This window comes from Aeromicrobium sp. Leaf245 (assembly GCF_942548115.1).
Taxonomy (GTDB): domain Bacteria; phylum Actinomycetota; class Actinomycetes; order Propionibacteriales; family Nocardioidaceae; genus Aeromicrobium.
On sequence record NZ_OW824151.1, the window covers coordinates 1436035 to 1462738 of the forward strand.

22 protein-coding genes and 1 tRNA gene are annotated in these 26704 nt (G+C 72.7%); 11 read left to right on the forward strand and 12 right to left on the reverse strand.

The features are described 5' to 3' along the window. Positions 1-17: 17 nt before the first annotated feature. Entirely contained in the window at positions 18-1169 is a 1152-nt protein-coding gene (locus NBW76_RS07145) for a glutamate--cysteine ligase (protein WP_056553057.1), read from the forward strand. Here the strand turns inward: NBW76_RS07145 and NBW76_RS07150 are convergent. Genes NBW76_RS07150 through NBW76_RS07180 form a run of 7 tightly spaced genes read right to left on the reverse strand, consistent with a single transcriptional unit; the run spans position 1142 to position 11165 of the window. Then, positions 1142-1849, reverse strand: a complete 708-nt coding sequence (locus NBW76_RS07150) for a sirohydrochlorin chelatase (RefSeq protein ID WP_056553054.1) — start codon at positions 1847-1849, stop codon at positions 1142-1144. The two genes, NBW76_RS07145 and NBW76_RS07150, sit on opposite strands and share 28 nt — an antisense overlap. Further along, positions 1846-2961 carry a uroporphyrinogen-III synthase gene (locus NBW76_RS07155; protein WP_164468776.1) on the reverse strand — a complete coding sequence of 372 codons (1116 nt, stop codon included), beginning with the start codon at positions 2959-2961 and terminating at the stop codon, positions 1846-1848. Before NBW76_RS07155 ends, NBW76_RS07150 begins: the two co-directional genes overlap by 4 nt. Before the next feature lie 2 nt (positions 2962-2963). Then, the gene (gene nirD, locus NBW76_RS07160) at positions 2964-3329 is read right to left on the reverse strand and encodes a nitrite reductase small subunit NirD (protein WP_055964946.1); all 366 of its coding nucleotides are present in this window, start codon (positions 3327-3329) and stop codon (positions 2964-2966) included. After that, complete coding sequence (gene nirB, locus NBW76_RS07165; RefSeq protein WP_056553049.1) at positions 3326-5899, reverse strand: nitrite reductase large subunit NirB; 2574 nt, start codon at positions 5897-5899, stop codon at positions 3326-3328. Before nirB ends, nirD begins: the two co-directional genes overlap by 4 nt. Before the next feature lie 46 nt (positions 5900-5945). After that, a complete protein-coding gene (locus tag NBW76_RS07170; RefSeq protein WP_056553046.1) occupies positions 5946-7442 on the reverse strand; it encodes an FAD-dependent oxidoreductase in 1497 nt (498 codons plus the stop codon). After that, on the reverse strand, positions 7439-9604 hold the full coding sequence (locus tag NBW76_RS07175; RefSeq protein ID WP_235492895.1) for a molybdopterin oxidoreductase family protein: 2166 nt from the start codon (positions 9602-9604) through the stop codon (positions 7439-7441). The genes NBW76_RS07170 and NBW76_RS07175 overlap by 4 nt, the downstream gene beginning before the upstream one ends. A 1-nt stretch (position 9605) precedes the next feature. After that, positions 9606-11165, reverse strand: coding sequence for an MFS transporter (locus NBW76_RS07180; protein WP_055964958.1), 1560 nt, complete (start codon positions 11163-11165; stop codon positions 9606-9608). Between the two features lie 187 nt (positions 11166-11352). On the opposite strand from NBW76_RS07180, the gene NBW76_RS07185 reads away from it, so the two are divergent. The 7 genes from NBW76_RS07185 to NBW76_RS07215 all read left to right on the forward strand — a co-directional run bounded on the left by NBW76_RS07185 (position 11353) and on the right by NBW76_RS07215 (position 19713). Further along, positions 11353-11979, forward strand: coding sequence for a DsbA family protein (locus NBW76_RS07185; RefSeq protein WP_056553043.1), 627 nt, complete (start codon positions 11353-11355; stop codon positions 11977-11979). A gap of 83 nt (positions 11980-12062) precedes the next feature. Next, positions 12063-12965, forward strand: coding sequence for an alpha/beta hydrolase (locus tag NBW76_RS07190; protein WP_056553040.1), 903 nt, complete (start codon positions 12063-12065; stop codon positions 12963-12965). Between the two features lie 23 nt (positions 12966-12988). Then, positions 12989-14428, forward strand: a complete 1440-nt coding sequence (locus tag NBW76_RS07195) for a CDP-glycerol glycerophosphotransferase family protein (RefSeq protein ID WP_156364702.1) — start codon at positions 12989-12991, stop codon at positions 14426-14428. Between the two features lie 33 nt (positions 14429-14461). Next, a complete protein-coding gene (locus NBW76_RS07200; RefSeq protein WP_056553036.1) occupies positions 14462-14920 on the forward strand; it encodes a ribose-5-phosphate isomerase in 459 nt (152 codons plus the stop codon). A 109-nt stretch (positions 14921-15029) separates the two neighbouring features. Continuing rightward, positions 15030-17669: an AAA family ATPase gene (locus tag NBW76_RS07205; RefSeq protein ID WP_056553033.1), complete on the forward strand. Its 2640-nt coding sequence runs from the start codon at positions 15030-15032 to the stop codon at positions 17667-17669. Positions 17670-17863: 194 nt separating this feature from the next. Continuing rightward, positions 17864-18697 (forward strand): hypothetical protein, encoded by an 834-nt coding sequence (locus NBW76_RS07210; protein WP_055964976.1) that lies wholly within the window; start codon positions 17864-17866, stop codon positions 18695-18697. Then, positions 18694-19713 carry an NAD(P)-dependent oxidoreductase gene (locus tag NBW76_RS07215; RefSeq protein WP_056553031.1) on the forward strand — a complete coding sequence of 340 codons (1020 nt, stop codon included), beginning with the start codon at positions 18694-18696 and terminating at the stop codon, positions 19711-19713. Before NBW76_RS07210 ends, NBW76_RS07215 begins: the two co-directional genes overlap by 4 nt. A 136-nt stretch (positions 19714-19849) precedes the next feature. On the opposite strand, the gene NBW76_RS07220 is transcribed toward NBW76_RS07215, so the two are convergent. Together NBW76_RS07220 and NBW76_RS07225 are read right to left on the reverse strand one after the other, a co-directional pair. Further along, positions 19850-20554 carry a GAF and ANTAR domain-containing protein gene (locus tag NBW76_RS07220; RefSeq protein ID WP_056553028.1) on the reverse strand — a complete coding sequence of 235 codons (705 nt, stop codon included), beginning with the start codon at positions 20552-20554 and terminating at the stop codon, positions 19850-19852. Continuing rightward, complete coding sequence (locus NBW76_RS07225) at positions 20554-21261, reverse strand: GAF and ANTAR domain-containing protein (protein WP_056553025.1); 708 nt, start codon at positions 21259-21261, stop codon at positions 20554-20556. The genes NBW76_RS07220 and NBW76_RS07225 overlap by 1 nt, the downstream gene beginning before the upstream one ends. A 208-nt stretch (positions 21262-21469) precedes the next feature. On the opposite strand from NBW76_RS07225, the gene NBW76_RS07230 reads away from it, so the two are divergent. The 3 genes from NBW76_RS07230 to NBW76_RS07240 all read left to right on the forward strand — a co-directional run bounded on the left by NBW76_RS07230 (position 21470) and on the right by NBW76_RS07240 (position 23565). Next, positions 21470-22318 (forward strand): Fpg/Nei family DNA glycosylase, encoded by an 849-nt coding sequence (locus NBW76_RS07230; protein WP_055966344.1) that lies wholly within the window; start codon positions 21470-21472, stop codon positions 22316-22318. After that, positions 22315-23427, forward strand: coding sequence for a PP2C family protein-serine/threonine phosphatase (locus NBW76_RS07235; RefSeq protein ID WP_156364701.1), 1113 nt, complete (start codon positions 22315-22317; stop codon positions 23425-23427). The genes NBW76_RS07230 and NBW76_RS07235 overlap by 4 nt, the downstream gene beginning before the upstream one ends. Positions 23428-23491: 64 nt before the next feature. After that, positions 23492-23565, forward strand: a tRNA-Gly gene (locus NBW76_RS07240). A gap of 113 nt (positions 23566-23678) precedes the next feature. Here NBW76_RS07240 and NBW76_RS07245 read toward each other — a convergent pair. From NBW76_RS07245 to NBW76_RS07255, 3 genes are all read right to left on the reverse strand, one after another. Then, positions 23679-25013, reverse strand: coding sequence for an HNH endonuclease signature motif containing protein (locus NBW76_RS07245; protein WP_250246824.1), 1335 nt, complete (start codon positions 25011-25013; stop codon positions 23679-23681). A 90-nt stretch (positions 25014-25103) separates the two neighbouring features. Then, entirely contained in the window at positions 25104-25640 is a 537-nt protein-coding gene (locus tag NBW76_RS07250) for an AAA family ATPase (protein WP_056555141.1), read from the reverse strand. Between the two features lie 53 nt (positions 25641-25693). Further along, positions 25694-26644, reverse strand: a complete 951-nt coding sequence (locus NBW76_RS07255; protein WP_056555144.1) for an NAD(P)/FAD-dependent oxidoreductase — start codon at positions 26642-26644, stop codon at positions 25694-25696. Positions 26645-26704 lie beyond the last annotated feature (60 nt).

Below are 26704 nucleotides of genomic sequence, written 5' to 3' on the forward strand. Positions count from 1 at the left end.
TGGGGCAGGATGAGGGGGTGGATCTTCCCTTCGCGCGCTCCGAGCGCTCGTCCGTCGGGATCGAGTGGGAGCTCGCCCTCGTCGACGCCGACTCCGGCGACCTGCGCCAGGTCGCGCAGACGGTGCTCGACGCCGTCGCCCCAGCGGGAGGGGGTCAGCACCCGCTCATCCGTCAGGAGCTGCTCCTCAACACGGTCGAGGTGGTGTCCAGGCCGCGACGGACCGTGGCCGAGGCCGGTGCCGACCTGCAGGAGGCGATCGACGAGATCCGCACCGTGACCGACCCCCTCCGGGTCGAGCTGATGTGCGCCGGCACCCACCCGTTCGCCCGCTGGGACAACCAGAAGGTCACCGACCAGGAGCGCTACGCGACGCTCATCGACCGCACGCAGTGGTGGGGCCGCCAGATGCTGATCTACGGCGTGCACGTGCACGTGGGCATCGAGGACCGCGACAAGGTGCTGCCGATCAGCAACGCGATGCTCGCGTACTACGGACACCTGCAGGCACTCAGCGCGTCCTCGCCGTTCTGGGGCGGCAAGGCCACGGGATACGCCTCCAACCGGGCCCTCATGTTCCAGCAGCTCCCGACGGCGGGGCTGCCGTTCCACTTCCAGGAGTGGTCCGAGCTGGAGCACTACGCGCAGGACCTGACCACGACCGGCGTGATCGACGTCTTCGACGAGATCCGCTGGGACCTGCGTCCGTCCCCGAAGTTCGGGACGCTCGAGGTCCGCGTGTGCGACGGCATCCCCACGATGAGCGAGCTGATGAGCATCTCCGCGCTCACCCACTGCCTGGTCGAGCACTTCTCGAGCGAGCTCGACGCCGGTCACGACCTGCCCGACCTGCCGCCGTGGTTCGCCCAGGAGAACAAGTGGCGGTCCGCGCGGTACGGCATGGACTCCTGGCTCATCCTCGACCAGCACGCCCACGAGGACCTCGTCACGGCCGACCTCGCCCGGCTGCTCGTCACGCTCGAGCCCGTCGCCGAGCGGCTCGGCTGCACCGACGAGCTGGCCGGCATCGACGAGATCGTCCGACGCGGGCCGTCGTACGAGCGCCAGCGCAGGGTCGCCGCCGCGCACGAGGGTCGCCTCGACGCGGTCGTCGCGTCGCTCGTGGAGGAGATGCGCGCCGGTCAGCCCGTGCCGCTCCACGCCCCCTGAGCCGCGGCATCGGAGTACCGCTCCAGCACCAGGTCCACGAGGCGGGTGTCGACCGGACCGTCGTCGAGCAGCGGCCGGGTCACCACGTCGACGTCGGCGTGGGCGATGCGGTCGTGGAAGAAGCCCGGTGCCATGAGCAACGAGGAGACGACGACGCGTCGGTCGACCCCGCCGGCGCGTGCGTCGGCGACCACGTCGTCGAGCGGTCGTCCGGTGCCGCCGACGTAGCCGACCGGCACGATCTGGCCGATGGCGGCGCTGAGGTCGCGGGCCACCTCCTCGAAGCAGGCCCTGGCGTGGTCGTCGCTCGAGCCGGCCGACGCCATGACGACGACGTCGTCGTCGCACGTCCCGGCCTCGAGGAGTCGTCGGACGAGCACGGTGACGACACGGCTGTCCGGGGCCAAGGTGGGGGCCGCCGACGCGCCGGGAACGCTCGCCGCACGGGCGATGTCCACCCGAACGTGGAACCCCGGCGCGAGGAGCAGCGGCACGACCACGGCCGGACCTCGAAGCCGCGCCATCACCGCGTCCGGGGACGGTTCCTGCACGTCGACGAAGGCGTCGAGGACCTCCACGTGCGGCAGCCGCTGCCGGACCGCCTCGACGAGGGCGGCCACCGCCCTGCGGCCCTCGGGGCTCGACGTCCCGTGGGACGTGGCGACGAGCGCAGGTCTCATGTCTCCTCCTCGACCGCGAGGCGGTAGCCGCGCTTGACGACGGTGCGGATGGTCGACCGGCCGACCGCGTCGCGAAGCCGGGCCACGGCCATCTCGGCGGTGTGGGGGTCGCGCGAGTCCCCGGGCAGCACGTCGAGCAGCTGCTCGCGCGTGCAGACGCTGCCGGGCTTCTCGGCCAGGAGCCGCAGCACGGCGAGCCCGCTCGGCGAGACGGGCAGGATCGTGTGGTCCAGGGTGGCGGTCGTGGCGTGCAGGCGGAGCTGTCCGTCCGGCACCTCGATCGCGGCGGCGTCCTCACCTAGGTGCACGATCAGCTCACGGACGAGGGCGCCGAGGCGCGAGCGCTCCGGCACGAGCGGGCGGAAGCCGCGCGTCACCAGGGGGTCGGCCGTCACGGGTCCGACCGCGGCGAGCGTCAGCCGCCGCGCCGCGACCAGGTGCTGCAACGCGTCGAGACCGTCCTGCCGCTCGACCACCTCGAACCACGCCGAGGCGCCCGGCGCCGAGGTGAAGACGACGGCGTCGAACCCGCCGCAGGTGGCGATGCGGACGGAGCGCTCGACGGCCTCGGGGTCGGGGGGTGGGCCCCACCGGTAGACGACGAGCGTGGTGGTGGTCGCGCCCGCGTCCTGCAACGCCGACTCGATGCCGTCGTCACCGGCCCCGTGGTGCTGCACCGCCACGTGGAGACCCGACACGCCCTCGGTGAGGAGCAGGGTGACGATCTCGGCGGACGTCTCGGACTCCGCGACCCAGTCCGGGGTGAGTCCCGCGGCCTGGAGGGCACCCCGGGCCTTCGGCCCCCGGGCCACGATGCGGGTCTGGCCCAGCGCCTCGACCAGGTCGTGCCCCACGCCCGAGGCTTCTGCGGTGTCCAGCCAGCCACGGAAGCCGATGCCGGTCGTGACGACCAGGACGTCCGGCGGGTCCGCGAGCAGTCGGCGGGTCTCGGCGAGCAGACCGGCCTCGTCGATGTGTGACTCCACGCCGAGCGACGACGCCGTCGTGACCTCGGCCCCCCGTCGTTGCAGGGCGCCGGCGAGCTCCTCGGCCCGGCGCTGGGCGGTGACGAGCACCGCGGTGCCGGCGAGGACGGGTCGAAGGACGTTCACGGTCACCCAGTCTGGTCGATCAGCACGTGCACGACGCCCTCCACGACCGAGACGGGCCAGGTGGCGATGGACACGTCGGGGTCGTCGAGGCACCGGCCGGTGCGCAGGTCGAAGGTCTGCTTGTGCAGGGGCGAGGCGACGGTGGCGGCCTCACCCCGCGACCCGACGAGCCCACGGGCCATCACGTTCGCGCCGGTGAACGGGTCGCGGTGGGAGACCGCCAGCACCTCACCGGTGTCGGCGAGCAGGAAGAGCGCGACCTGGTGGCCGTCGACCAGCGCGGCGGCCCCGCGGTCGGGGTGCAGGTCGTCGACGCGGCACACGGCGTGGGCCGTCGTGGTCTGCGTCGGGACGAGGGACGTGGTCACAGAGGGCCTCCTGCGGTGCGGACGGGCAAGGTGTCGCCGGCGATGACGACGCCGCGCTCGGCCGGCGACGCCGGTCGCTTCTGGCCGCGCTCGGGCACGTAGGCCAGGTCGGGGTCGGCGACGTCGGGGGCGTTGACGAACGAGGCGAACTTGCGGAGCTTCTCCGGGTCCTCGAGCGTGGCCGCCCACTCGTCGCGGTAGCCCCCGACGTGGGCGTCCATGGCCGCGTCGAGGTCGGCGGCGATGCCGAGGGCGTCGTCCATCACGACGGCACGCACGGCGTCGAGGCCGCCCTCGACCGACTCGACCCAGGGTGCGGTGCGCTGGAGCCGGTCGGCCGTGCGCACGTAGTACATGAGGAACCGGTCGATGGCACGGACCAGCTGCTCGGTCGTGAGGTCCTCGGCGAAGAGCCGGGCGTGCCGGGGCGTGAACCCGCCGTTGCCGCCGACGTACATGTTCCAGCCCTGGTCGGTGGCGATCACGCCGACGTCCTTGCCGCGCGCCTCGGCGCACTCGCGCGCGCAGCCGGACACGCCGAGCTTGATCTTGTGGGGTGAGCGGAGCCCGCGGTACCGCAGCTCGAGGGCGATCGCGAGGCCGACGGAGTCCTGCACGCCGAAGCGGCACCACGTGGACCCGACGCAGGACTTCACGGTGCGCAGCGACTTGCCGTAGGCGTGCCCGGACTCGAACCCGGCGTCGACCAGACGCGACCAGATGGCGGGCAGCTGCTCGATCCGCGCCCCGAACAGGTCGATCCGCTGGCCGCCGGTGATCTTGGTGTACAGGCCGAAGTCCTTCGCGACCTCGCCGATGACGATCAGTCCCTCGGGGGTCACCTCGCCGCCGGGGATGCGCGGGACCACCGAGTAGGTGCCGTCCTTCTGCATGTTGGCCATCACGTGGTCGTTCGTGTCCTGCAGCGCCGCACCCTCGCCGTCGAGGACGTGCTCCTGGTAGAGCGAGGCCAGGATCGAGGCCGCGACCGGCCGGCACACGTCGCAGCCGCGACCACGGCCGTGGCGGGCCACCAGCTCGCTGAAGGTACGGATCCCGCTGACGCGCACGACGTCGAACAGCTGCGCACGGCTGAGGGAGAAGTGCTCGCAGAGGTCGTCGCTGACCTCCATCCCGGCCTCGGCCAGCTGGGCCTGGAACAGCTGCTTGACCATCGGCACGCACGAGCCGCAGCTGGTGCCGGCCTTGGTGCAGGCCTTCACCCCGGCCAGGTCGGTGCACCCCTGCTCGGTGACGGCGCAGCGCACGGCACCGGCCGTCACGTTGTTGCACGAGCACACGGTCGCCTCGTCGGGCAGCGCGCCGCCCGTGGGTCGCTCGGCGGACTCGGGCAGCAGCCAGCCCGTGGGGTCGGTGCCGAGGGCGTGCCCCACGAGTGGCCGCAGGCTGCCGTAGGCCGAGGCGTCGCCCACCAGGACCCCGCCGAGCAGCGTGGACGCGTCGTCACTCAGCACGAGCTTCTTGTAGAGGCCCTGGACGGGGTCGGCGTAGACGACCTCCAGGCTGCCGGGGGTCGTGCCGAACGCGTCGCCGAAGCTGGCCACGTCGACCCCGAGCAGCTTGAGCTTGGTGGAGAGGTCGGCGTCGGTGAAGGCGGCCTCGCCGCCGAGCAGCCGGTCGGCGACCACCTCGGCCATGGTGTAGCCGGGCCCGACGAGGCCCCACACGCGGTCGGCGACGCAGGCGACCTCGCCGATCGCGAACACGGCGGGATCGCTGGTGCGGCAGCCGGCGTCGGCGAGCACACCACCGCGTGGGTGCACGTCGAGGCCGGCCCCCCGGGCGAGCTCGTCACGGGGCCGCACGCCGGTGGCGAACACCACGACGTCGACGTCGAGCCGGTCGCCCGACGCGAACTCCATGCCGCGGACACGACCCTCGTCGTCGGCCTCCACGCGGGAGGTCGCGGTCGAGGTGCGCACGTGGACGCCGAGACCCTCGATCAGCCGGCGCAGCGCCTCGCCGCCACCGGGGTCGACCTGCACCGGCATGAGGCGGTCCGCGAACTCCACGACCGTGGTCTCGGCGCCGAGCGACGTGAGGGCGCCCGCGGCCTCGAGCCCCAGCAGGCCACCACCGACCACGGCGCCTCGCACCGGTCGCCCGAGCGCGGACGACCGCTCGTCGATCCACGTCCGCAGGGAGTCGAGGTCCTCGATCGTGCGGTAGACGAAGCAGCCGGCCAGGTCGGCTCCCTCGACCGGGGGGACCGCGGCGTACGACCCGGTCGCCAGCACCAGGGCGTCGTAGCGACGCCGTTCGCCACCGGCCACGACGGTCCGGGTCGCGGTGTCGACGGACTGCACCGGGGCGCCGGTGTGCAGGGTGACGCCCGGAGTGCTCCAGAGGGCCTGGTCCCCGAGCAGCAGGTCCTCGGGTCGCTCGAGGTCGAAGTAGCTGGTGAGCGCGACCCGGTCGTAAGGTGCGTGCGGCTCGTCGCCGAACACCGCCACGTCCCACGTCTCGGTGGCACCTCGTTCCACGAGGGCTTCCACGAGGCGGCGGGCCACCATGCCTGCTCCGGCCACGACCACGGTGCTGCGTTCCATGTCGTCGACGCTACGAAGCCCGTGTGTCGAGGTCCGACGTCCACGGTTACCGGGCTGCAACACCTGTCTCACGCTCGTGAGGTGCGGGGCGTGAGATCGCCGTCGGGGTGGGTGCCGGTGCGGGTCGCGCGGGAGGGTCGACGTCCCGCAGCCAGTCGACCAGGCCGCACACGAGGCTGCGGCATCCTCCGCACCCGGTCGTGGCACGTGTGGCCGCGACGACCTCGTCGAGGGTGCAGCAGCCGTCGTCCCACGACGACACGACGTCGGCCTTGGTCACGCCGTTGCACCGGCACACCGTCGTGCTCGACGGCATCGCCGTGGGGGAGCCCGCCTGCTCCTCCGGTGCGCCCACGAGCAGCTGCAGCGGGTCGGGCGGGGCGATGCCCGGTCGGTCGAGCTGCACGGAGAGTCGAGCGGCGAGGTCGGGCGCGCCCACGCACGTCATGCCGACGAGCGTCCCCTGGCGCACGACCACCTCCACGAACCGTCGAGCACCGCCGTCGTCAAGCGTCACCACGCGGTCGGTGGGCCGGGCGGTCGAGGCCCGAACGCCGGCCGTCACCACGTCCAGGCCGACGGCCTTGAGCCGCATCGCCGCCCCGGTCACCGCGAGCATGGGCACTGGCGTCGACCTCACGAGGTGGGCCGCCAGGGCGTCGGCCTGGGCCCAGCCGGGAGCAACCAGGCCGCTGACCCCGTCCGCAGTCTCGGCACAGTCACCGATCGCGCTCACGTTCGGGTCGCTCGTGCGCAGGTCCTCGTCCACGACGATGCCGTGACGGACGGTGAGGCCGGCCTGTGCCGCGAGCTCGGTGCGGGGGACGGACCCGGTGGCCAGCACCAGCAGGTCGGTGCCGACGTGGGTGCCGTCGCCGAGGACCGCCGCGGCCACGTGCCCGTCCTGCACCTCGATGCCGCGGATCCCGGCGCGCGGCACGAGCCGCACCCCGAGGTCGGCGAGCGTGCGCCCGGCCACCTGCGCGACGTGCTCGTCGAGGTCGCGGTCGAGGATGCCGTCGCGCGAGGCGAGCACCGTCACCTCGAGCCCGCGACGACGCAGGCCGCAGGCCACCTCGGTCCCGATGGCGCCGGCTCCCACGACGCAGGCGCGGTCGGCGTTCAGGGCACCCGCGACGACGGCGCGGGCGTCGTCGATGCTCCGCAGCACGTGCACGCCGGGGACCGGCTGCCCGTCGGTGGTGTCCAGGCCCGGCAGGGGGAGCGTGCGCGCCCGTGCGCCGGTGGCCAGCACGAGGTGGTCCCACGCCAGCCTGGTGCCGTCGTCGAGGGCGAGGCGTCGAGCGGCGCGGTCGAGACCGACCGCACGCACGCCCCGCAGCGCCTCGACGCCGGGGGTGGCCGGGAGGGTGAGGCCGGCCAGGTCGGTCCGACCCGCCACCAGCTCCGACAGCAGCACACGGTTGTACGGCTCGTAGGGCTCCTCGCCGACGAGGACCACGTCGGCGTCCGGGCGCAGGCGTACCGCCTCGGAGGCGAACCGGTGGCCCACCATCCCGGCACCCACCACGACGATCCTCATGACTCGACCTCCAGCAGCGTGGCGGGTGCGTCGGTCGGTCGGCGGAGGCCCGCCCCCGGCTCGACCCGTTCGACGGTCACGGCGCAGACCTTGAACTCCGGCATCCCCGAGACCGGGTCGGTGGCGTCGTTGGTGACGGCGTTCACGAGTCCGTCGCCGGCGAAGTGGAAGGGTGCGAAGACGGTGTCGGGGCGGATGTCGCGGGTCAGGCGTGCCGGGGCGACCATCGAGCCGCGGGTCGAGGTCACCCGGACCAGCTCCGCGGCGTCCACGCCGAGCCGCGCCGCGAGCGCCGGATGCATCTCGACGTGGGCCTCGCCGGCGGCCTCCCGCAGCGCCGGGACCCGCCGGGTCTGGGCCCCGGACTGATAGTGCTGCAGCAGGCGACCGGTGACCAGGTGGATGGGTGCGTCCTCGCGGACGGCATCGTCGGGGCCGTCGGAGGAGACCGGCACCATCGTGGCCCGTCCCGACGCCGTGGCGAAGCGCTCGGTGAACAGGCGGGGGGTCCCGGGGTGCGACGGGTCCGGGCACGGCCAGTACAGGGACTCGCCCGTGTCCAGCCGGTCGTGGGTGATGCCCGCGTAGTCGGCCCGTCCACCGGCACTGGCACGGGCGAGCTCGTCGAAGACCTCCCGGGACTCGGTGGACCACGTGCCCGGCGCGTCGAGCCGCTGGGCCAGCTCGGCCCAGATCCAGAGCTCGTCGCGGACCTGGGGCGGTGCCGTGACCGCGCGTCGGCGCCGCAGCACGCGACCCTCGAGGCTGGTCATCGTCCCCTCCTCCTCGGCCCACTGCGTGACCGGCAGGACGTAGTCGGCCATCAGTGCCGTCTCGGAGGGCACCACGTCGCACACGACGAGCAGGTCGAGCGAGGCGAGCCGCTCGCGCACGGCACCGGCGCGGGGAGCGCTCACCACCAGGTTGCTCCCGTGCACGAAGAGTCCGCGCGGACCGTCCGCGGTGCCCAGCCGGGCCAACAGCTCGATGGCGGGGACCCCGGACCGGGGGATGACGTGGGGGTCGACACCCCACACCCCCGCGACGTGGGCCCGGGCGGCGGGGTCCTCGATCGACCGGTAGCCGGGGAGCTGGTCCGCCTTCTGCCCGTGCTCGCGGCCACCCTGCCCGTTGCCCTGGCCGGTGAGGGCGCCGTAGCCACCACGCTCGGCGCCGGGCAGCCCGAGGGCCAGTGCCAGGGAGATCGCGGCCGACACCGTCGCGGTGCCGTCGGTGTGCTGCTCCGCGCCGCGGCCGGTGAGCACGAAGGCGCCCCGCCCGCCGCGGTGCGGGGAGGCGTCGGCCAGCCGCCGGGCGACGGCGCGGAGCTGCGGCTCCGGGACGCCGGTCACGGAGGCCACGCGCTCGGGCCACCAGAAGGCCACGGAACGGCGGACCTCCTCCACCCCGTCCACGCGTTCGTGCAGGTAGGCGGTGTCGGCCAGGCCCTCACCGAGGACGACGTGCAGCAGACCGAGCAGGAGCACCAGGTCGGTGCCGGGAACGAGCTGCAGGTGGGTCCCCGCGCCGTCGTCGCACAGGCGAGCCGTGGCGGACCTCCGCGGGTCGACGACCACCAGCCCGCCCTGCTCCCGAGCGCCGGTGAGGTGCTGGACGGCCGGTGGCATGGTGTCGGCGAGGTTGCTGCCGAGCAGGAGCACGGCGTCGGCGTCCCGGAGGTCGGTGAGCGGGAACGGCAGACCGCGGTCGACGCCCAGCGACCGGTTGGCCGCCGCCGCGGCGGACGACATGCAGAACCGCCCGTTGTAGTCGACCATCCGCGTGCGGAGCGCCAGCCGTGCGAACTTGCCGAGCTGGTAGGCCTTCTCGTTGGTGAGACCGCCCCCGCCGAACACCGCCAGCGCATCGGGTCCGTGCTGCTCGGCGAGGCTGAGTGAACGGTCGGCGATGTCGTCGAGGGCCTCCTCCCAGCTCACCGGTCGAAGCCCCCGGGGCGTGCGCCGCAGCGGCTCCACCAGCCGGTCGGGGGTGCGCAGCAGCTCCGCCGACGTCCACCCCTTCTGGCACATGCCGCCGCGGTTCGTCGGGAAGTCGCGGGGCTCGGCGGCAAGAGGGTGGCCGCCGAGCCGCTGCGCGCACTGCAGGGCGCAGTAGGGGCAGTGCGTGTCGGTGTCGGTGATGGGGCTGGAGGTGTCGTGCACGTCAGACCTTCGCGCGGGCCATAGCGGACCGCGGCCGCAGGTAGACGGCCCAGGTGACCACCAGGCAGACCACGTAGAACGCCGCGAACAGGGCGAAGGCCGTCTTCACCGCGGAGACCGGGTCCGTGATCCACGGTGCACCGAACGTCATCGGGATGAGGAAGCCACCGATCGCACCGATGGCTCCGACGATGCCCAGCACGGCCGATGCCTCGCGCGTGGAGCGCAGGAGGGCGGCGCGACGCTCGGGCGAGCCCTCCGGCCCCGCCTGCTCGGCCTGCACCTTCCAGATGATGGGGATCATCCGGTAGGTCGACCCGTTGCCGACGCCGGAGGCCGCGAAGACGAAGAGGAAGGCGGCCAGGAAGAACCAGAACACCTGCTCGTTGGCCTCCACCGCGCTCGTCACGGCGGTCGGGTAGGTGAAGGTCTCCGGGTCGACGGTGGTCGGGTCGATCTTGGGCACGGGGGTCAGCCGGGTGAGGGTGAGCAGCACCGCGAGCGTGCCCACGGTCATGAGGGCGAAGGACACGACGGTGATCCGTGCTCCGCCGAACCGGTCGGCCAGCCAGCCGCCGAACGGTCGGGTGATCGAGCCGACGAGGGCGCCGAGGAAGGCGAAGGAGGCCACGTTGACGCCGATGCCGACGACGTCGGGCACGGGCTGGTTCCAGAAGTTGATCTTGATGAGCAGGGGCATCGCCGCGGAGAAGCCGATGAAGGAGCCGAAGGTGCCGATGTAGAGCAGCGCCATGATCCAGGTGTGCCGGTAGGTCACCACGCGCAGCTGCTCGCGGGGTCGTGACGCCGCCACCGACAGGTTGTTCATGAAGAAGAACGCGCCGGCCGCGGCCAGGACGGCCAGACCTCCCCACACGTAGGCCGCCCGCTCCAGCGCGATCCCGGAGCCGCTGGCCTGCACGAGTCCGAAGAGACCGGCGCCGCCGACCACGACGGGCAGGAACAGCTGGACCAGGGAGACACCGAGGTTGCCGCCGGCGGCGTTGAGACCGAGTGCCGCGCCCTTGCGGCTCGCCGGGTAGAAGAAGTTGATGCTGGCCATCGAGGAGGCGAAGTTCCCGCCTCCGACGCCGGCCGTCGCCGCGATGACGATGAAGACCCAGTACGGCGTGTCCGGCCGTTGCACGAACCAGGCGAAGAGCCCGGTCGGCACGAGCAGGAGCAGGGCGCTCACGACCGTCCAGTTGCGGGCGCCGAACCGGGGCACGGCGAACGTGTAGGGCAGCCGGATGAGGGCGCCGACGAGGTTGGGGGCCGCGACCAGCCAGAACAGCTGCTGGGGGGTGAACGCGAAGCCGGCCGAGGCGAGGAAGGTGGCCGTGACGCTCCACAGCAGCCAGACGGAGAAGCCGAGGTGCTCGGCGAAGATCGACCAGGCGAGGTTGCGCCGCGCGACCCGACGTCCCTGCGACTCCCAGAAGGCGGGGTCCTCCGGGTCCCAGTGGTCGATCCACCGGCCGGTGCGACGCTGCGGTGGCGGGGTCGCGGCCCGGGTCGGTGCTGACGGAGCGGAGCGGGGCGTGTCGAGCTCGATCGTCATGGGCTTCCTCGTTCGATCCGGGAGGGGCCGAGGGGCCCCAGGACGTCTCGAACGCTAGGGACGACGTGTTTCGCGGCGCACCGCCCGACGTCAGGGCTCGGTAACACTGTCCGCACACGGTCGTGGGTGGCACTGTGAGATCGCCGGGTCGCCGAGCGCGCTGGGGCTCGCGTGGAAGGATCGGGACATGACTTCGACCGACGCCACCGCCACCACCGAGACCGTCGACTTCTGGTTCGACCCGCTCTGCCCGTGGGCGTGGATGACCTCGCGCTGGATGCTCGAGGTGGAGCAGGTGCGCGACGTGCACACCGTGTTCCACGTGATGAGCCTGTCGGTGCTCAACGAGGACAAGGACGTCCCCGACGAGTACAAGGAGATGATCCAGGCCGGATGGGGTCCGGTCCGGCTCGCCATCGCGATCGAGCAGCAGCACGGGCAGGAGAAGCTGCGCGCCTTCTACACCGCCATCGGTACCGCCCGTCACCCCGGCGGACGCGACTTCACCCGTGAGCTCTACGAGGAGGTCCTGGCCGAGGTCGGCCTGCCCACCGAGCTCGCCGACGCCGCGGAGGACACGTCGCTCGACGACGCCGTCCGCGCCTCGCACGCGGACGGCATCGACCGGGTCGGCCAAGAGGTCGGCACCCCCGTCATCTCCGTCGCCGGCACCGCCTTCTTCGGCCCCGTGCTGTCGCCCGCTCCCAAGGGCGAGGACGCCGGCAGGGTGTTCGACGGCGCGCGGCTGCTCGCCGGGTACGACGGTTTCTACGAGCTGAAGCGCACCCGCGACCGCGACCCGATCTTCGACTGAGCGCGGGTGGACTCCGTGGGCGACGCTTCCCGGTGTCGCTCGCGGAGCCCGACGACGGGACCCCCGAGTCCTAGGCTGACCCCATGACGCTGCACCCCCAGGCCCGGGCCTACCTGGAGGCCCTTGGATCCGACGACGGCGGGCCGCCGCTGGACCTCGAGGCCGTCAGGGACATCCGCGCCCAGTCGCGGGCGGTCGCCATGGAGCAGGACCGCATCGGCCTCGACCACGTGGCCGACGTGGACGCCGACGGCGTGCCGTGCCGGCTCTACCGTCCGAGGCTCGGCGCACCCGTGGCCCTCTACGTCCACGGGGGCGGCTGGGTCATGCACGACGTCGAGACGCACGACGTCTTCTGCCGGTACCTCGCGCACGTCACCGGCTGGGCCCTGCTGTCGGTCGACTACCGACTGGCTCCGGAGCACCCGTTCCCGGCGGGCCTCGACGACGTGGAGCGGGCCGCCCGGTGGCTCCGCGCGAACGGCCGCGGCCACCGGGTCGACACCGACTGGGTCCCCGCGATCGGCGACTCCGCCGGCGCCAACCTCGTCGCGGGCCTGTGCGTGCGCGACCCGGCACTCCTCGACCACCAGGTCCTGCTGTACCCCGTCACCGACCGCCGGGCCGACCTCGACCCGTCGCTCGAGAACGCCGCCCTCGGCATCGACGACATGACGTGGATGTGGGAGGCGTACGCGCCGGGGGACCGAGCCGACGAGCCCGAGGTGAGCGTGCTCCGCGCAGCCGACCTGGCCGAGCACCCGCCTGCCGTCGTCGTCACGTGCGAGCACGACGTGCTCCGTGACCAGGGCGAGGCGTATGCGGCAGCGCTCGCCGACGCCGGCGTGCAGGTCACCGCGCACCGGGCCCTCGGGATGATCCACTCCTTCTGGCGGCAGCCGGCCGTCTTCGACGCGTCACGGGCCCTCGTGGTCGCGGTCGGCGGGTGGCTCGACACGGCGCGGTCCGCGGCACGGGAGGCGTGATCGCGGCTGGCATACTGTCGCGCGTGGTGGAGCAGGCCGAGCCGGGGCAGACCGAGCGCCCAGCCTGGCGCCGCTTTCTCGACCGGCAGCTCAGCCGTGAGCCCCTGGTGGTCGTCCCCACCCACGCCTACGGCCTGCGAGGCGTCGCGGACGGACCTCCGGCCCCGCACCGCCTGGTGCCGCTGCTGCGCACCGCGCTGCTGGGTGCGGCCTTCGCCGTCCTGGTGGTGCTCGCCCTCACCCGCCCGACGCCCCTCGTGGCGGTGCCCGGGGTCGTGGTGGCCGTCGCGCTCGCGGTCGGCGCGTCGGAGGGGACGCTGCGGCACTGGCGGCACCGCAGACGTCTGCGTCGCGCCCTGGTCCGCCACGCCCCGACCACGGCGATGGCCTACGCCGGCAGGTCGGGCGGTCCGTGGCAGCTGCGCATGTGGGAGCCCTACCTGCTGCGCTCCGGTGAGCCGAACGTCATCATCAACCTGCACGCCAAGTACGTCGAGCGGATCCTGACCGAGGGCGACGCCCCGCTGCGATCGCCCTTCGTGCAGCTGGGGTCACGGGGGATGAAGGACCTCGACGACGCGCTGGTCCCCAGCCTCCGCGCCTTCTTCTACGTGCAGAACGCCCAGACCAACGCCCGGTTCATGGCGCGCCGGGACATCACGCACGTGTGGCTCAACCACGGCGACTCCGACAAGCCGGCCAACTACAACCCCCGGCACGCGGACTACGACGTCCTCGTCGTGTGCGGCCAGGCGGGCATCGACCGGTACGCCAACCACGGCATCCACGTGGATGCCGACAAGTTCGAGGTGCTCGGCCGCCCCCAGGCGTGGGACATCGAGCCCGCTCGCGGTGCCATCGGGTCCCTCGAGCAGCCGACCGTGCTCTACGCGCCGACGTGGCACGGCCTCGATCCCGCGGTCAACTTCTCCTCTCTCGAGCAGGGACCGAAGATCGTCGCCGCCCTCCTGCGACGCGGGGTGCGCGTGGTCTTCCGACCGCACCCGCTCAGCTACCGCTGGCGCATCCGACGGGCGGTGGTGCACGAGATCCACGGGCTGCTCGAGGCCGACCGGGCCGCCGGCGGTCCCGCGCACGTGTGGGGACGGCGCGCCGACGTCGAGTGGAGCGTGGCCGACTGCACGAACGCCTCCGACGCCCTCATCTCCGACGTGTCCAGCGTCGTGTCCGACTGGCTGCAGTCCGAGAAGCCGTACAGCATGACGGCGATGCGGTCGAGCGTCGAGGAGTTCCGCGACGAGTACCCCATCGCCCAGACCGCGTACGTGCTGCGCGGTGATCTCGAGAACCTCGACGAGGTCCTCGACGACCTGCTCGTGGACGACCCGCTGGCCGAGGCCCGGTCGGCTCGCAAGCGCTACGTGCTGGGGGAGTTCCGGGGCGAGGAGTCCGCCGACGCCTTCGCGGGGTTCGTGCGGCGCGTGGTGCGCGAAGGCCGCTGAACCGGCAACCGCCCGCTCTGGGACACTGTGCGCATGCGCGTGCACCTCGGAACCGACCATGCCGGCCTCGAGCTCAAGGACGCCCTCGCGGCGTGGCTCACCGACCACGGGTACGAGCCCGTCGACCACGGCGCGCACGAGTACGACGCCGACGACGACTACCCGCCGTTCTGCGTCGCGGCGGCCCAGGCCGCGGTCGACGAGCCGGGGTCGCTGGCGATCGTGATCGGCGGGTCGGGCAACGGTGAGCAGATCGCCGCCAACAAGGTGCGCGGCGCTCGAGCGGCGCTCGCCTGGAGCACGGAGACGGCCGCACTCGCCCGTGAGCACAACGACGCCCAGGTGATGGCCATCGGCGGGCGCATGCACACGTTCGAGCAGGCCGTCGAGATCGTCGAGACCTTCCTGACCACGCCGTTCAGCGGAGCCGAGCGTCACCAGCGCCGGATCGACCTGCTCGCCACGTACGAGTCCACCGGTCGCTTCGACTGAGGTCGGCGGGTCGGGCGTGGACCTCCGGCCCTGGTGCTGCAGGCCCGCCTGGGCGACCATGACGATGTAGACACCTCTCGGTGCCTCGCGTCGGGGACCAGGAGGCCGTGTGACCGCCACCCCGCACCACCACACGCTGAGGTCGATCATCGACCTCGCCGAAGGACCTCGTGAGGGTGCACTGCTGGTCGTGGGAGAGCCGGGGATCGGCAAGACCCGGTTGCTGAGCGAGGCGGTCGACGGCACGCCCGTCCCCTCCACCATGGTGCGCACCAACCCGCACGAGGCCGCGTACGCCATGTCCGGCCTGGAGTCGGTGCTGGTGGCGCTTTCGATGCACCTGGCGCCCGACCTCGAGCGTCGGGCCGCGTCGATGGCGGAGGGACCCGGCCAGGAGCTCGACGCGGCCCACCACGTGCTCGACGTGATCCAGGCGATGCGACTGCCCGCGACGCTGCTGCTGGTCGACGACGTCGACCGGATGGACGCGCACAGCCAGGCCGTGCTAGGCCTCGTGGCCGGTCGCCTGTTGCACACGGGGCTCCGGCTCGTGGTGACGGCTCGGACGATGTCGGCGAGCGCGCCGCTGGGTGGGATCCCCCGCCGAGAGCTGCGCCCGCTGCCGCCCGACGTCCTCGCCGACGAGGTCCGCGACCCGGGACACGAACCGTCGGAGTCGACCGTGCGCGTGCTCTCGACCTACTGCCGCGGCAACCCGAGCCTGCTGCGCGAGCACCTGGAACGTCTCGACCCGGACCAGGCGCGAGGTGACGCCTGGCTCCAGCTCCCGCCGCGCGGTGGCTCGTGGTCCGCCGTGCTGACCGCTCCGATCCTCGACGGCCTGGACGCGAGGCAGCGGACCGCCCTCGACGTCGTGGCCCTCTCGTCCCTCGCGCACCCCCTGGTCCTCGGGCTCGTCGACTCCGGACTGCCCGGCGCGGTCGACGAGCTGGTGGACGAGGGTGTCCTGAGCCGTAGGGGCCAACACGTCGCGTTCCGGGACGCCCGCCTGCGCTCCCGGATCTACTGGTCCCAGTCATCGGCATCGCGCCGTGAGGGGCACGCGCGTCTCGCCGCTGCGGCCCGGGGACGCAGCGAGCACCTCGAGGCGTGGCACGGGAGCTTCGACGGCGAGCCCGTCGGGGTGGAGGCGCTCCTGCGCAGCGCGGTCGGGCTCGTCGCGTCGGGCGACGTCGCGGCCGCGGTCGAGCTGGCCGAGCGGGCGCTGCAGCGGGTGGAGCACGTCGACCGGCACCTCGACACCATCATCGGCCTCTGCTCCCAGCTCCTGCGCCACGGCGAGGTGGTGCTGGCCGCGCGCTACAGCCACCACCCGCAGGTCGTCGACATCACGGCCACCCAGGCGCTGCGCCTGGCCTTCTTCGAGCTGGTGCACGAGATGGTCACGTCGCAGCAGCTCGTCGACGACCAGGTGCGGGCCCTGGCCGAGCTGCACGCCGGGACCGCCCCCGACACGGCGGCCGGCCTCCAGCTCGCAGCCGCATGGTTCCGCGCCGAGCGCTGGGAGACGGCGGAGGCGCGGGCGCTGCTCCCGTCCACCGCCGCCACGGAGGGACGGCTCTCGGACGAGACCGTCGACCAGCTCGGGATCACCATCGCGGCCCTCGACGCCATCGACGGCGTGGAGTCGACCGAGGGGGCCACCGTGACCGGCCTCGGGTCGCTGGACGGCAGCGAGCCGGCGCCCCTGCTGATGCAGGCGCGGGCGCACTCCCTGGCCGAGCGACACGGGGAGGCGCGCGACCTCTTCAACATCGTGCTGCACTACCCGACCGCCCTGGACCCGGTGTGGACCGACCTGGCCCGGCTCGGCGCCGTCGGGAACGAGGTGGCGGCCGGTCAGTTCCGACGGGCCCGCGAGTGCGCGACCGCGTGGGACCCCGACTCCCCGTGGGCAGGGCTGCGGTCCTCCGGGCAGCTGTACGTGCGCGCCTGGATCCAGTACTCGGTCGGACGCACCGACGACGCCGACGAGGTCCTGCAGCGGTCCAGTGAGCTGGCCTCGCTGGAGGGTGCACCCGCCACCATGGCCCGGGCGCTCGCCCTGAGGGGGACGATCGCCCTCCTCCGGGGTGACGCGGACACCTCGGTCACCCTGCTGCGCCAGGTCACCGGCTACGCCGCCCGGTTCCGCAACCCCACCCTCCTGCGTCAGTGGGCCGACTACGCGGAGGCGTGCGTCGCGACGGGTCGGCACCGGGAGGCGACCCGGCTCCTCTCCTCCCTCGAGGCCCGGCAGGCGGCCCATCCGAGTCGGTGGGCGGCCCTCGCGATCGCGCGCATGCGGGCGCTCACCGCCGAGGGTGAGGCGTCCCTGCCGCTCTTCACCGCCGCGGCCGGCCTGTTCGAGCCGGGCGAGTCCCCGTACGAGCAGGGCCGCACGCTCGCGGTGATGGCCACCCGGCTCACCGCGCTCGGCCACGCGCACGAGGGTGCCCGGGCCCGGACCCTGGCCGTCGCCGCGTTCGACATCGCGGGGGCCACGGGGTGGGCGGTCCGCGGAGCGTCCGAGCACGGCATCGAAGCCACTCCCGTCAGGGACCAGCTCAGCGACGAGGAGTGGGTCGTCGCCACTCACGTGAAGGACGGCCTGCGCACCCGCGACATCGCCGCGGCGATGTTCATGTCGGTCCGCACGGTGGAGCTGAGGCTCACGGCGATCTACCGGAGGATCGGGGTGGCGTCGCGCTCGGAGCTCGTCGCGGAGATGCTGCGCGAGGGCGGCTAGACCCGAGCCGTCGGTCGCGCTCCGCTCCGCCGTCGGCGGTGTCCCGCACACCTGGATGCGGGCCGCGGCGGGCCACGTGCGGGTGTCCGGCTGCGCCCCGCACGCCTGAGCGATTCGGCTTCTCAGCCTGTGGGCGTCGGGGCCAGAGTGGCGTCCAGGACGGCGCACGGGGCGCCGACGAGAAGGAGCACCCCATGACGCTCGCCGACTCCCCCCAGACCCAGCTGGCCACGGCACGCCGCCGTCCTCCGACCTCGGTCGTCACGTCCCGGGCGTCCCGGCGCAGCGTGCTGAAGCACCTGTTCCCCTTCGACGTCGCCGTCGTCGGGCTCGGCCGGGTCGGACTGCTGACGGCGCTCGCCCACCACAGGGCAGGATCGCGGGTCCTCGCGCTGGACGTCCCGGCGCCGAGCCGGGCGCCGGACGACGTCGGACCTGCCGGCCAGGACCTCCTGCGTCTCGCCACGACCCTCGGTCTGGACACGTTCACGGTCTCGCCCGACCTAGCCCGCGCCGGCGACGCGCGAGCCGTGGTGGTGTGCGGGCCGACACCCGACGACGACGACGCCCCCGACGTCGAGCTCCTGCGAGCCCTGTGCGCCGTGGTGGTGGACCAGGCGGTCCCCGGCCAGCTCATCCTCCTCACCTCCACGGCGTACGTGGGGTGCACGGAGGACCTCCTGGTGAAGCCGCTGCGCGACCGCGGGCTCGAGCCGGGATCGTCCGTGCACGTCGCCTTCAGCGCCCGACGCCGGATCGGGGGACGCGGCGCGACGGCGAAGGAAGCAGGCCCCCGCGTGGTCGCCGGATGGACGTCGGCCTCAGCGCAGCGTGCCGCCCAGCTCGTCGGTCGGTGCGAGCAGGAGGTCCACGTGGTGCGCACGCTGGGTACCGCCGAGCTGACCAAGCTCCTGGACGACACCTACCGTGCCGTCGGCGTGGCCCTCGACGACGAGTTCGATCGCATCGCGCCCGGCGTCGACACCGTGCGTGGATCGACGTCGACGACGGCCGGGGACACCGCGTGACCAGCGGGACGAACCGGTCCGTCGTCACCGGCGGCGCGGGGTTCGTCGGAAGTCACCTGGTCGAGCTGCTCCTCGAGCGGGGCGACGAGGTGGTGGTCCTGGACGACCTCTCGACGGGCGACATCAGGAACCTCGCGACGGTGCTCGACCACCCACGGTTCCACCTGAGATCGGGCTCGGTCATGGAGAAGTCGGAGGTGCGGTCCGCGGTCAGGGGTGCGGATCGCATCTTCCACCTCGCAGCTGCCGTCGGGGCGCACGCGGCCCTCGGCTCGCCTCTCGCGGGCATGCGGATCAACATCCACGGCACCGAGAACGTCCTCGACTCCGCGTTGGACTCCAGTGCCGAGGTCCTGCTGGTGTCCACGGCGGAGGTGTTCGGCAAGAACGCGATCGACACCCTGTCCGAGGACAGCGACCGGGTCCTGGGCACGCCGCTTCGCTCGCGGTGGACCTATGCCGCGGCCAGGGGCATCAACGAGGCCTACGGCCACGCCTACTGGACCGAGCGCGTTCTGCCGGTCCGCATCGTCCGGCTGTTCGACACCATCGGTCCGCGTCAGGTGGGCCAGTACGGCATGGTCGTGCCGCACCTGGTCGCCGAGGCCATGGCCGGCGAGCCCATGACCGTGTTCGGGGACGGCGAGCAGACCCGGTGCTTCGCCTACGTCGGCGACGTGGTGCCCGCGATGGTCGCCGTGCAAGAGTCGAAGGGCTCGATCGGCCGGGCCTACAACATCGGGGGCACCGAGGCGTTCAGCGTCAACCACCTCGCGCGCCGCGTCGCGCGGGTGACGCGGAGCCACAGCCGGATCGTCCACGTCCCGCAGGCGGACAGGCAGGGGTCCGGCAGGGAGGACCAGCACCGGCACGTCCCGGACAACACCGCGGTCCGGCGCCTCGTCGGGTACGCGCCCACGACCACCTTGGACGAGATGATCGCTCGGATCGCCGAGACCCCGGGGGCCCGACGGGTCCGCCGGCCGAGGATCGGTCGGGCGGCGAGGTCGGGTTGATCGACGGTGGGTCTCCGGAGGGCGCGCTGCGGCGGATGGGTCTCCGGCGGACGGACGAGGTGCCACCGACGGGCGCCGTCATGCGTCGACGGCTGGTCGCACCGCGATGCCGGCCGCGCTGCCGACGTCTCTGGCCCTAGTCGTCGTCTCGGCCCTGCACGGCCTCGCGCAGCACGATGTGGGCCGCCTCGCTCAAGGTGACCTCGGCCTCCTCGGCTCGCCTGCGCAGGAGGTCGTACGCGTCGGCGGTCGTGGAGTCGTGCAGGTACGCGAGCGCACCCTTGGCCTGCTCGACGGCGATCCGGCCGGTCAGTGCGTCGTCGATCCGCTGGACGGCGGTCCGCACCGAGACGGGGTCCGCGTGGACGATGACGAGCATGGCGAGGTCGGCGAACGCCTGCAGGTGGACGGCCTGGGCGGCGTCGAAGTCGCCCGGCACGGTGCGCACGAGGCCCACGGCACCGAGCGGCTGGCCGCCCCAGCGCAGCGGCACGGCCAGGGCGGAGCAGACCCCCACAGTCTCCATCGCGGCCGTGAGGTCGGGCCACGGATGGGTCGTGCTCGAGATGTCGGGCATCGTGACGGGCCTGCCGTGCGTCCACGCCTCGAAGAGCGGACCCTCGGCGGCCTGGACGTCGTGCAGCGTGAGCAGGTCCTCGCGGTGGGACGACGACGTCAGGACCTCGAGGCGGTCGTGCCGGTCGGCGACGGCCACCGAGCACGCCACGGCGCCGAAGGCCTGCGTGACCTCCTCGAGCAGCGCGGTCAACGTTCCTGCGACGTCGTGGGGGATGACGAGTGAGGCCGACACCGTGGAGAGTGCGCGTGCCATGTCGCTCATCAGTCGCCTCCGATGCGAAAGTCCGTGTAGTCGATTCGACGCGCGATGACGTCGGCCGCCACCACGCTGACGTCCTTGTCGTGAGCGTACGCGTGCGCCCGGATCAGGGCGACGGCATCCTCCGGGCTGACTCCGAGCTGGGCGATCACCATGCCGCTCGCCTGGTGCAGCTGTGATCGTACCGACCACGCCTCCGTGTCGCTGGTGACCGGAGCGAGGACGCTCGAGTCCTGGAGCAGTGCGGTGCCGACGGCGTCGGCAACCTCCTGCACGGTCTCGAGCTCCTCCTCGAGCGGCCCGTGGGCGCGGTGCAGCGTCAGGACGCCGACGACGAGGCGACCGGGACGCATCGGGACGGACCAGATGGTGCCCTCGAGGTCGTTGCTCATCACGGCGAGGGCGGGCCAGTGGTCGGCGGAGACGTCGCCGAGGCGGACCGTGACCAGCTCGCCGGTACGGCTGGCCGTGAAGGCGGGGCCTTCTCCGGCGACCTCCTGGAGCTCCTCGTATCGCTGGGTCACGTCGTCGGTCGCGCACAGGAGCTCGTGCTTGGTGTTCAGGAGTGCGGCGGAGATCGATGCCCCGTCGGCGCCGACGACGATGCGGGCGGCCTCGCACAGGCGCGGAGCGACGTAGCTGGACTCGTCGAACGACGCGAGGAGCGAGGCGAACCGCACCAGTGCGTGCCGACTGTTGCCGAGCTCCATCGGAGACTCCTCACCCGCCGCGTCACGTCCCAGGAGGGTCGCACGTCTGACACGTATCCCTCATCATGACAGGAGGCGGCACAGGAGTCACGGCCCGACCCCGCCATCGGCCCGCACCTTCCAGGACGGTCGACTGGCGCGTCCGACCCGCATGGCTACGCTCGCCTGGTGGCTCTCTCCCGCGGCGTCCCCGACCCTCGGAACCGTCGTGCCTGAGGGGCACACCCTCCACCGCCTGGCCGGGCGCCTCACGAAGACCTTCGCCGGCGACCGGGTGCGCTCGAGCAGTCCGCAGGGCCGTTTCGTCGACGGAGCCGGCCGGCTCGACGGGCTGGTGCTCGCCGGTGCCGACGCGTGGGGCAAGCACCTGCTGGTGCGGTTCGAGGGCCTCGACGAGCAGGTGCACGTCCACCTCGGCCTCTACGGGGCGTTCCGGATCTCGAAGCACGCCGAGGGCGAGGTCCCCGAGGTGAAGGGCCAGGTGCGCTGGCGTCTCGAGGGCCCGGCGGAGTGGCCCACGCGCACGGCGGACCTGCGGGGTCCCACGGCGTGCGAGCTGCTGCTGCCCGGAGAGGTGGAGGCGCTCGTCGCGCGGCTCGGTCCCGACCCGTTGCGGGCGGACGCCGAGCCCGACCGCGCCTGGCAGCGGATCCACCGCTCGAGGGCGCCGATCGCGACCTTGCTCATGGACCAGTCGGTCGTCGCCGGCATCGGCAACGTGTACCGGGCGGAGGCACTGTTCCGGCACCGCATCGACCCGTTCCTGCCCGGCCGGGACCTGCCCGAGCCGATCTGGGACGCCCTCTGGGCCGACCTCGTCGCCCTGATGCGAGAGGGCGTGCGCAAGGGTCGGATCGACACCGTCCACGTGGCGCACGGCCCGGCCGTCATGGGTCGGCTCCCGCGACGCGACGACCACGGCGGCGAGGTCTACGTCTACCGTCGCGACGGGCGGGAGTGCTACGTCTGCGGCGACGAGGTGCGCACCCAGGTCCTCGCGGCAAGGAACCTGTTCTGGTGCCCCACGTGCCAGGCCGCGGGTACGCTCGGCCGGTGAGATCACGTCTTCGCCGCGCCCGGCACACCGTGGGGCGCTACGTCGACGACCGGGTCGTGCGCTGGCAGACCGGCACCCAGGAGGGTCAGGTCGCGGTCCTCGGGGTGCTGGCGGTCCTCAGCGCGGTGATCCTCGCCCTCTCCATCGTGTCGTACCCGGTGTTCCCGGCCTTCACCTTCGTGATCCCGCTGCTGCTCGGCAGCATCACCCTGCGCTTCAAGCCGTTGCTCGTGCTGGTGGGCACGATCGCGCTGTTCGTGGCCGTCACGGTCACCGTCGAGTCGCTCGAGACGGGCATGACGACCAACCGGGTGAGCTCGCTCGTGATGATGACCGTCGTGGCCGGCATCCAGCTGTGGGAGGCGCGACGTCGGCGGAGCGGACTTCCCGGTCCGCTGGGCGAGGCCATGCTGGTCGACCTCCGAGACCGGCTGCAGGCTCAGGGCAAGGTCCCGCCCCTGCCGGCTCCGTGGCACGCGGAGTCCGCGATGCTGACCGCGGGCGGGGTGCACTTCTCCGGTGACTTCATGGTCGCCAACCTGAGCGAGGACGAGCGGAAGCTCGAGATGGTGCTCGTCGACGTCTGTGGGAAGGGCGTGGCCGCGGGGACCCAGTCGTTGCAGCTCGCCGGGGCCCTCGGTGGTCTGATCGGGGCGCTGCCGCCGCTCGCCCTGTTCGCGGCCGCCAACGACTTCCTCATGCGGCAGGACTGGGACGAGGGCTTCGCCACGGCGGTGCACGTGACGATCGACCTGCGCAGCGGGGACTACGGGATCATCAACGCCGGCCACCCGCCGGCGCTGCACTGGCACCCCGGCGCATCGGACTGGAAGACCGACCACGCCCGCGGCACGGCGCTCGGCATCCTGCAGCACCCCGACTTCCACGAGACTCGAGGGACCCTCGCGTCGGGGGAGGCCCTGCTGTTCTTCACCGACGGCGTGGTGGAGTCCCGTGAACAGGGCGTGGAGGAAGGCGTCGAGTGGCTCCGGTCCGTGGCCGCGCGTGCCGTGCGACCCGGCTTCGAGGGCGCCGCCGGCCGCATCATCGGACGGGTGAAGACCAAGGACGACGACCGAGCGGTGCTCCTGCTCGCACGTCGCGACTGACCCGCGGGCCGCAGCATCACCGGCCACGCGCATGTGGCATCCTGGAGTCGCTTCGGCCCCGAGAGCGGACGTAGCTCAATTGGTTAGAGTCTCTGCCTTCCAAGCAGAATGTTGCGAGTTCGAGTCTCGTCGTCCGCTCTCGGGGCCGAAGCCTGTTCCCAGCCGCGGGGCGTGGTCGAGCAACATGGGTCAGTGCTGGCCGGGCAGCACGAGTGCCCCGACCGACGGGTCGGGGTGCCGTGGTGGATTCGTCAGGGTCGCCAGCGCTGGTTTCGTTGCCAGGTGTCGGAGCCGGGGAGCTTCCACTCGACGTGGCCGTCATCGGGATTGATCCGGCCTGACCACTGTTGGTCGTGAACTCGGTGGTGGTGGAACGAACAGAGGAGGGCGCCGTCTCTGATGTCGGTGGTCTTGGAGATGGCGTAGGGATTCAGGTGGTGGGCTTCGGTCCACCGTGAGTCGCGGTCGCATCCGGGTGCGGTGCAGCCGCCGTCTCTCTTCTCCATCGCTCGTCGGGACGACCTGTTGAAGTAGCGGTTCGCGCTGCCGAGGTCGATCGGGAGTGAGGTGCCGTTGAGGACCATCGGGACGATCTGGGCGCTGCAGGCCAGTCGCCTCGCCTCACCGGCACTGATCCGGGTTCCGTCGGAGAGGCCGGCGGCCTTCACACCTCCGACGAGGGTGTCGAGGTCCAGGTTCACGGTCACGACGGCACTCACACCACCGTTGGACGGGAGCTGGTCGGCGGGGAGGTGCTCGACGAGGGTGGCGAAGGCGTGACCGAGGCGCTGGGGGTAGGTCTGCCCGAACCCCACTTCGTCGTGCTCGCCGGTGGCGGCGTTGACGGTCCCGACCTTCTGGTGTGGTGCGGCGAGCGCGTCGAGCGCGGTCTTGAGCATGGCGCCCTGGGCTTCGGGGAGGGTAAAGCGTCCGGTGACGGTGCCGTCGTTGTTGTCCCACATGGAGAACGACGTCTTCTTGCGGGCTTCGTCTTCGCGGCGACGGAGGATCTCGTCCTCGTCGGCGTCGACCTCATCGGTCGTCTTGCGGTAGGTCTCGGTGATCCGGGCGGCCCTGCGGCGCAGGTCCTTGAGCGTCAGCTTCTGCGCATCCTTCAGCAAAGTCTCTTCGCACCGCTCACGCTGCTCTGCGGTCACGTCGTCGGGCAGCTTGGCCAACGCGCGGGAGATGAGGTCGGCCTGCTTGGTGCTGATCACTCCGGCGGCGAGCGCGTTCTCGATGAGGGTGGTCTGCTCCTCGATCCGCTGCGCGGTGTTCACGAGCGCGTCGGCGCCGCTGCGGTCCCCACCGAAGTCGAAGCTGATGGTCGCGCCGGTCGAGGTGCCCGCCCCGGGGCGTGGTCCGTCACCGTTCGCCTCGGCCTTGCGGGCCTTCTCCAGCACCCGGGCGGCGGCCATCTTGTGGGCCGAGAGCCGTGCTTCGGCGCGACCGATCTCGGCGAGGAGTCGTCGGACCTCGGCGGGGTCCAGGCCGTCCCACGCCGCGGTGGGGACCGTGTCGAGCAGGGCGTGGAGGCCGTGCACGCACGACGGCACCGGGTGGGTGTCGAGTGCGGCGACGCTCATGCTTCCTCCTGCTGGTCTACCCCCATTCTAGAGATAGAATGAGACAACAAACAAGCACATGTTCGAATACGTGACCAAGGTCCCGACCGATCAGGGGCGATCGGTCCGGAGCACCAGATCGGCTGCGCTGCGGGTCCCTTCCGCGGCGAACAGGGCGCGCTCCTGCCCGGCCCACACGTCCCACCACGGCTCGTACGCCTCACCGTCGCGTGCCAGGGCGCGGGTCCTGCGGGTCTCGACGTCGGCCTCGACCCAGACGAGCGCGCTCAGGAAGGGGCGGAGCGGTCGCGAGCCGCTGCCGCAGCCGTCGAGCACGAGCAGCGGTGCGGGCTCGACCGGCAGGCCGGGCAGCCAGGTGTCGCGCACCCAGCTCCACCGTCGGGGCCGTGCGACCTCGTCACGTGCGAGGGGGGCCAGCAGGTCGCGGGCCAGAGCGGGGGGCATCTGCGACAACCCTCGCCATCCCGGCACGAAGGTGTCGGTCCGCAGCACCACCGCGTCGGTCCGTCCCGCCAGCTCGTCCGCGAGCGACGACTTGCCGGACCCGCTCGGACCGTCGATCGCCACCACCGTGGTGGAGCCGCACGCCGGCAGTCGTCCGCGCACCAGCTCGACCACGGCGTCCATGCGGCCAGCGTAGGTTCGTGCGCGGCGCAGAGATCGTCCGGCGGTCGGTTCGGTCAGGCGAGTCGCTCGACGAGCGCGCGACCGAGGGCGCGGCCCGACACGAAGGCCGCCTCGACGGACGATGACGGGCCCCAGGAGTCGCCGCACGCGCCGATGCCGTCGTCGTCGAGGTGGAAGGGCGCCTCGCGCTCCTGTGCGGGGCGGGCGAAGGTCCACCGCTGCACGTGGACGAGCGAGGGCTCGTCGCCCGGCACGTCGACCACCTCGCGCAGCGCGGCGAGCATCGGGTCGGCGGCCGAGGCGGGGTCGGCCAGGTGCCGGCGGGCGCGCTCGGCGGTGCTGTGCGCGACGAGGACCGGGGCCCGGTCGCCACGGCGCAGCCCGTCGTCGGCGACCCACGTGAGGTCGGGGTGGTCACCGACGAAGACGCCGTCCTCCTCGGGCCAGGTGCGCCGTTCCCAGCCGACGGTGAGGGCGAGGGCCGGCTCGTAGGGATCGTCGAGGGCGTCGTGGGCGGCGGTGCCGGTCGCCACGAGCCTGCGGGCCTGGGGGTCCGGCATGGCGAGCACGACGGCGTCGGTCTGCTGCCCGTCGACGCTCGGCCGCTCCCCGACGGTCACGTGCTCCACGGGGTCCGCGCTGCGGATGTCGAGACCCTCGGCCAGGTCCTGGACGAGGGAACGGAGCCCGTGGGGCGCGGACCACCGGACGGGGCCAGGCTTCGGCTCCCGCTCGCCGTCGGACCACGCCGTGAACGTGTCGGTCCACGGTCGCGCGAGCCCTCGGCGCTCCCAGTCGTCCACGACGGCGGCGAAGGCGTCGCCGCGGACCGTGAAGTAGCTGGCGCCGATGTCGACCACACGGTCGCCGTGGCGGCGCAGGGCCATGCGGCCGCCGGGTCGACGGCCGGTGTCGCGCAGCACCACCGTGTGTCCTGCGGCCTCCAGCTCACGGGCGCACGCGACGCCGGACACGCCGGCTCCCACCACCACGACGTCTGCCATGCCCCGATAGTCGCACTCACCGGCGCACCAGGCAGGACGAGACGAGCCCCCGACCCGGGC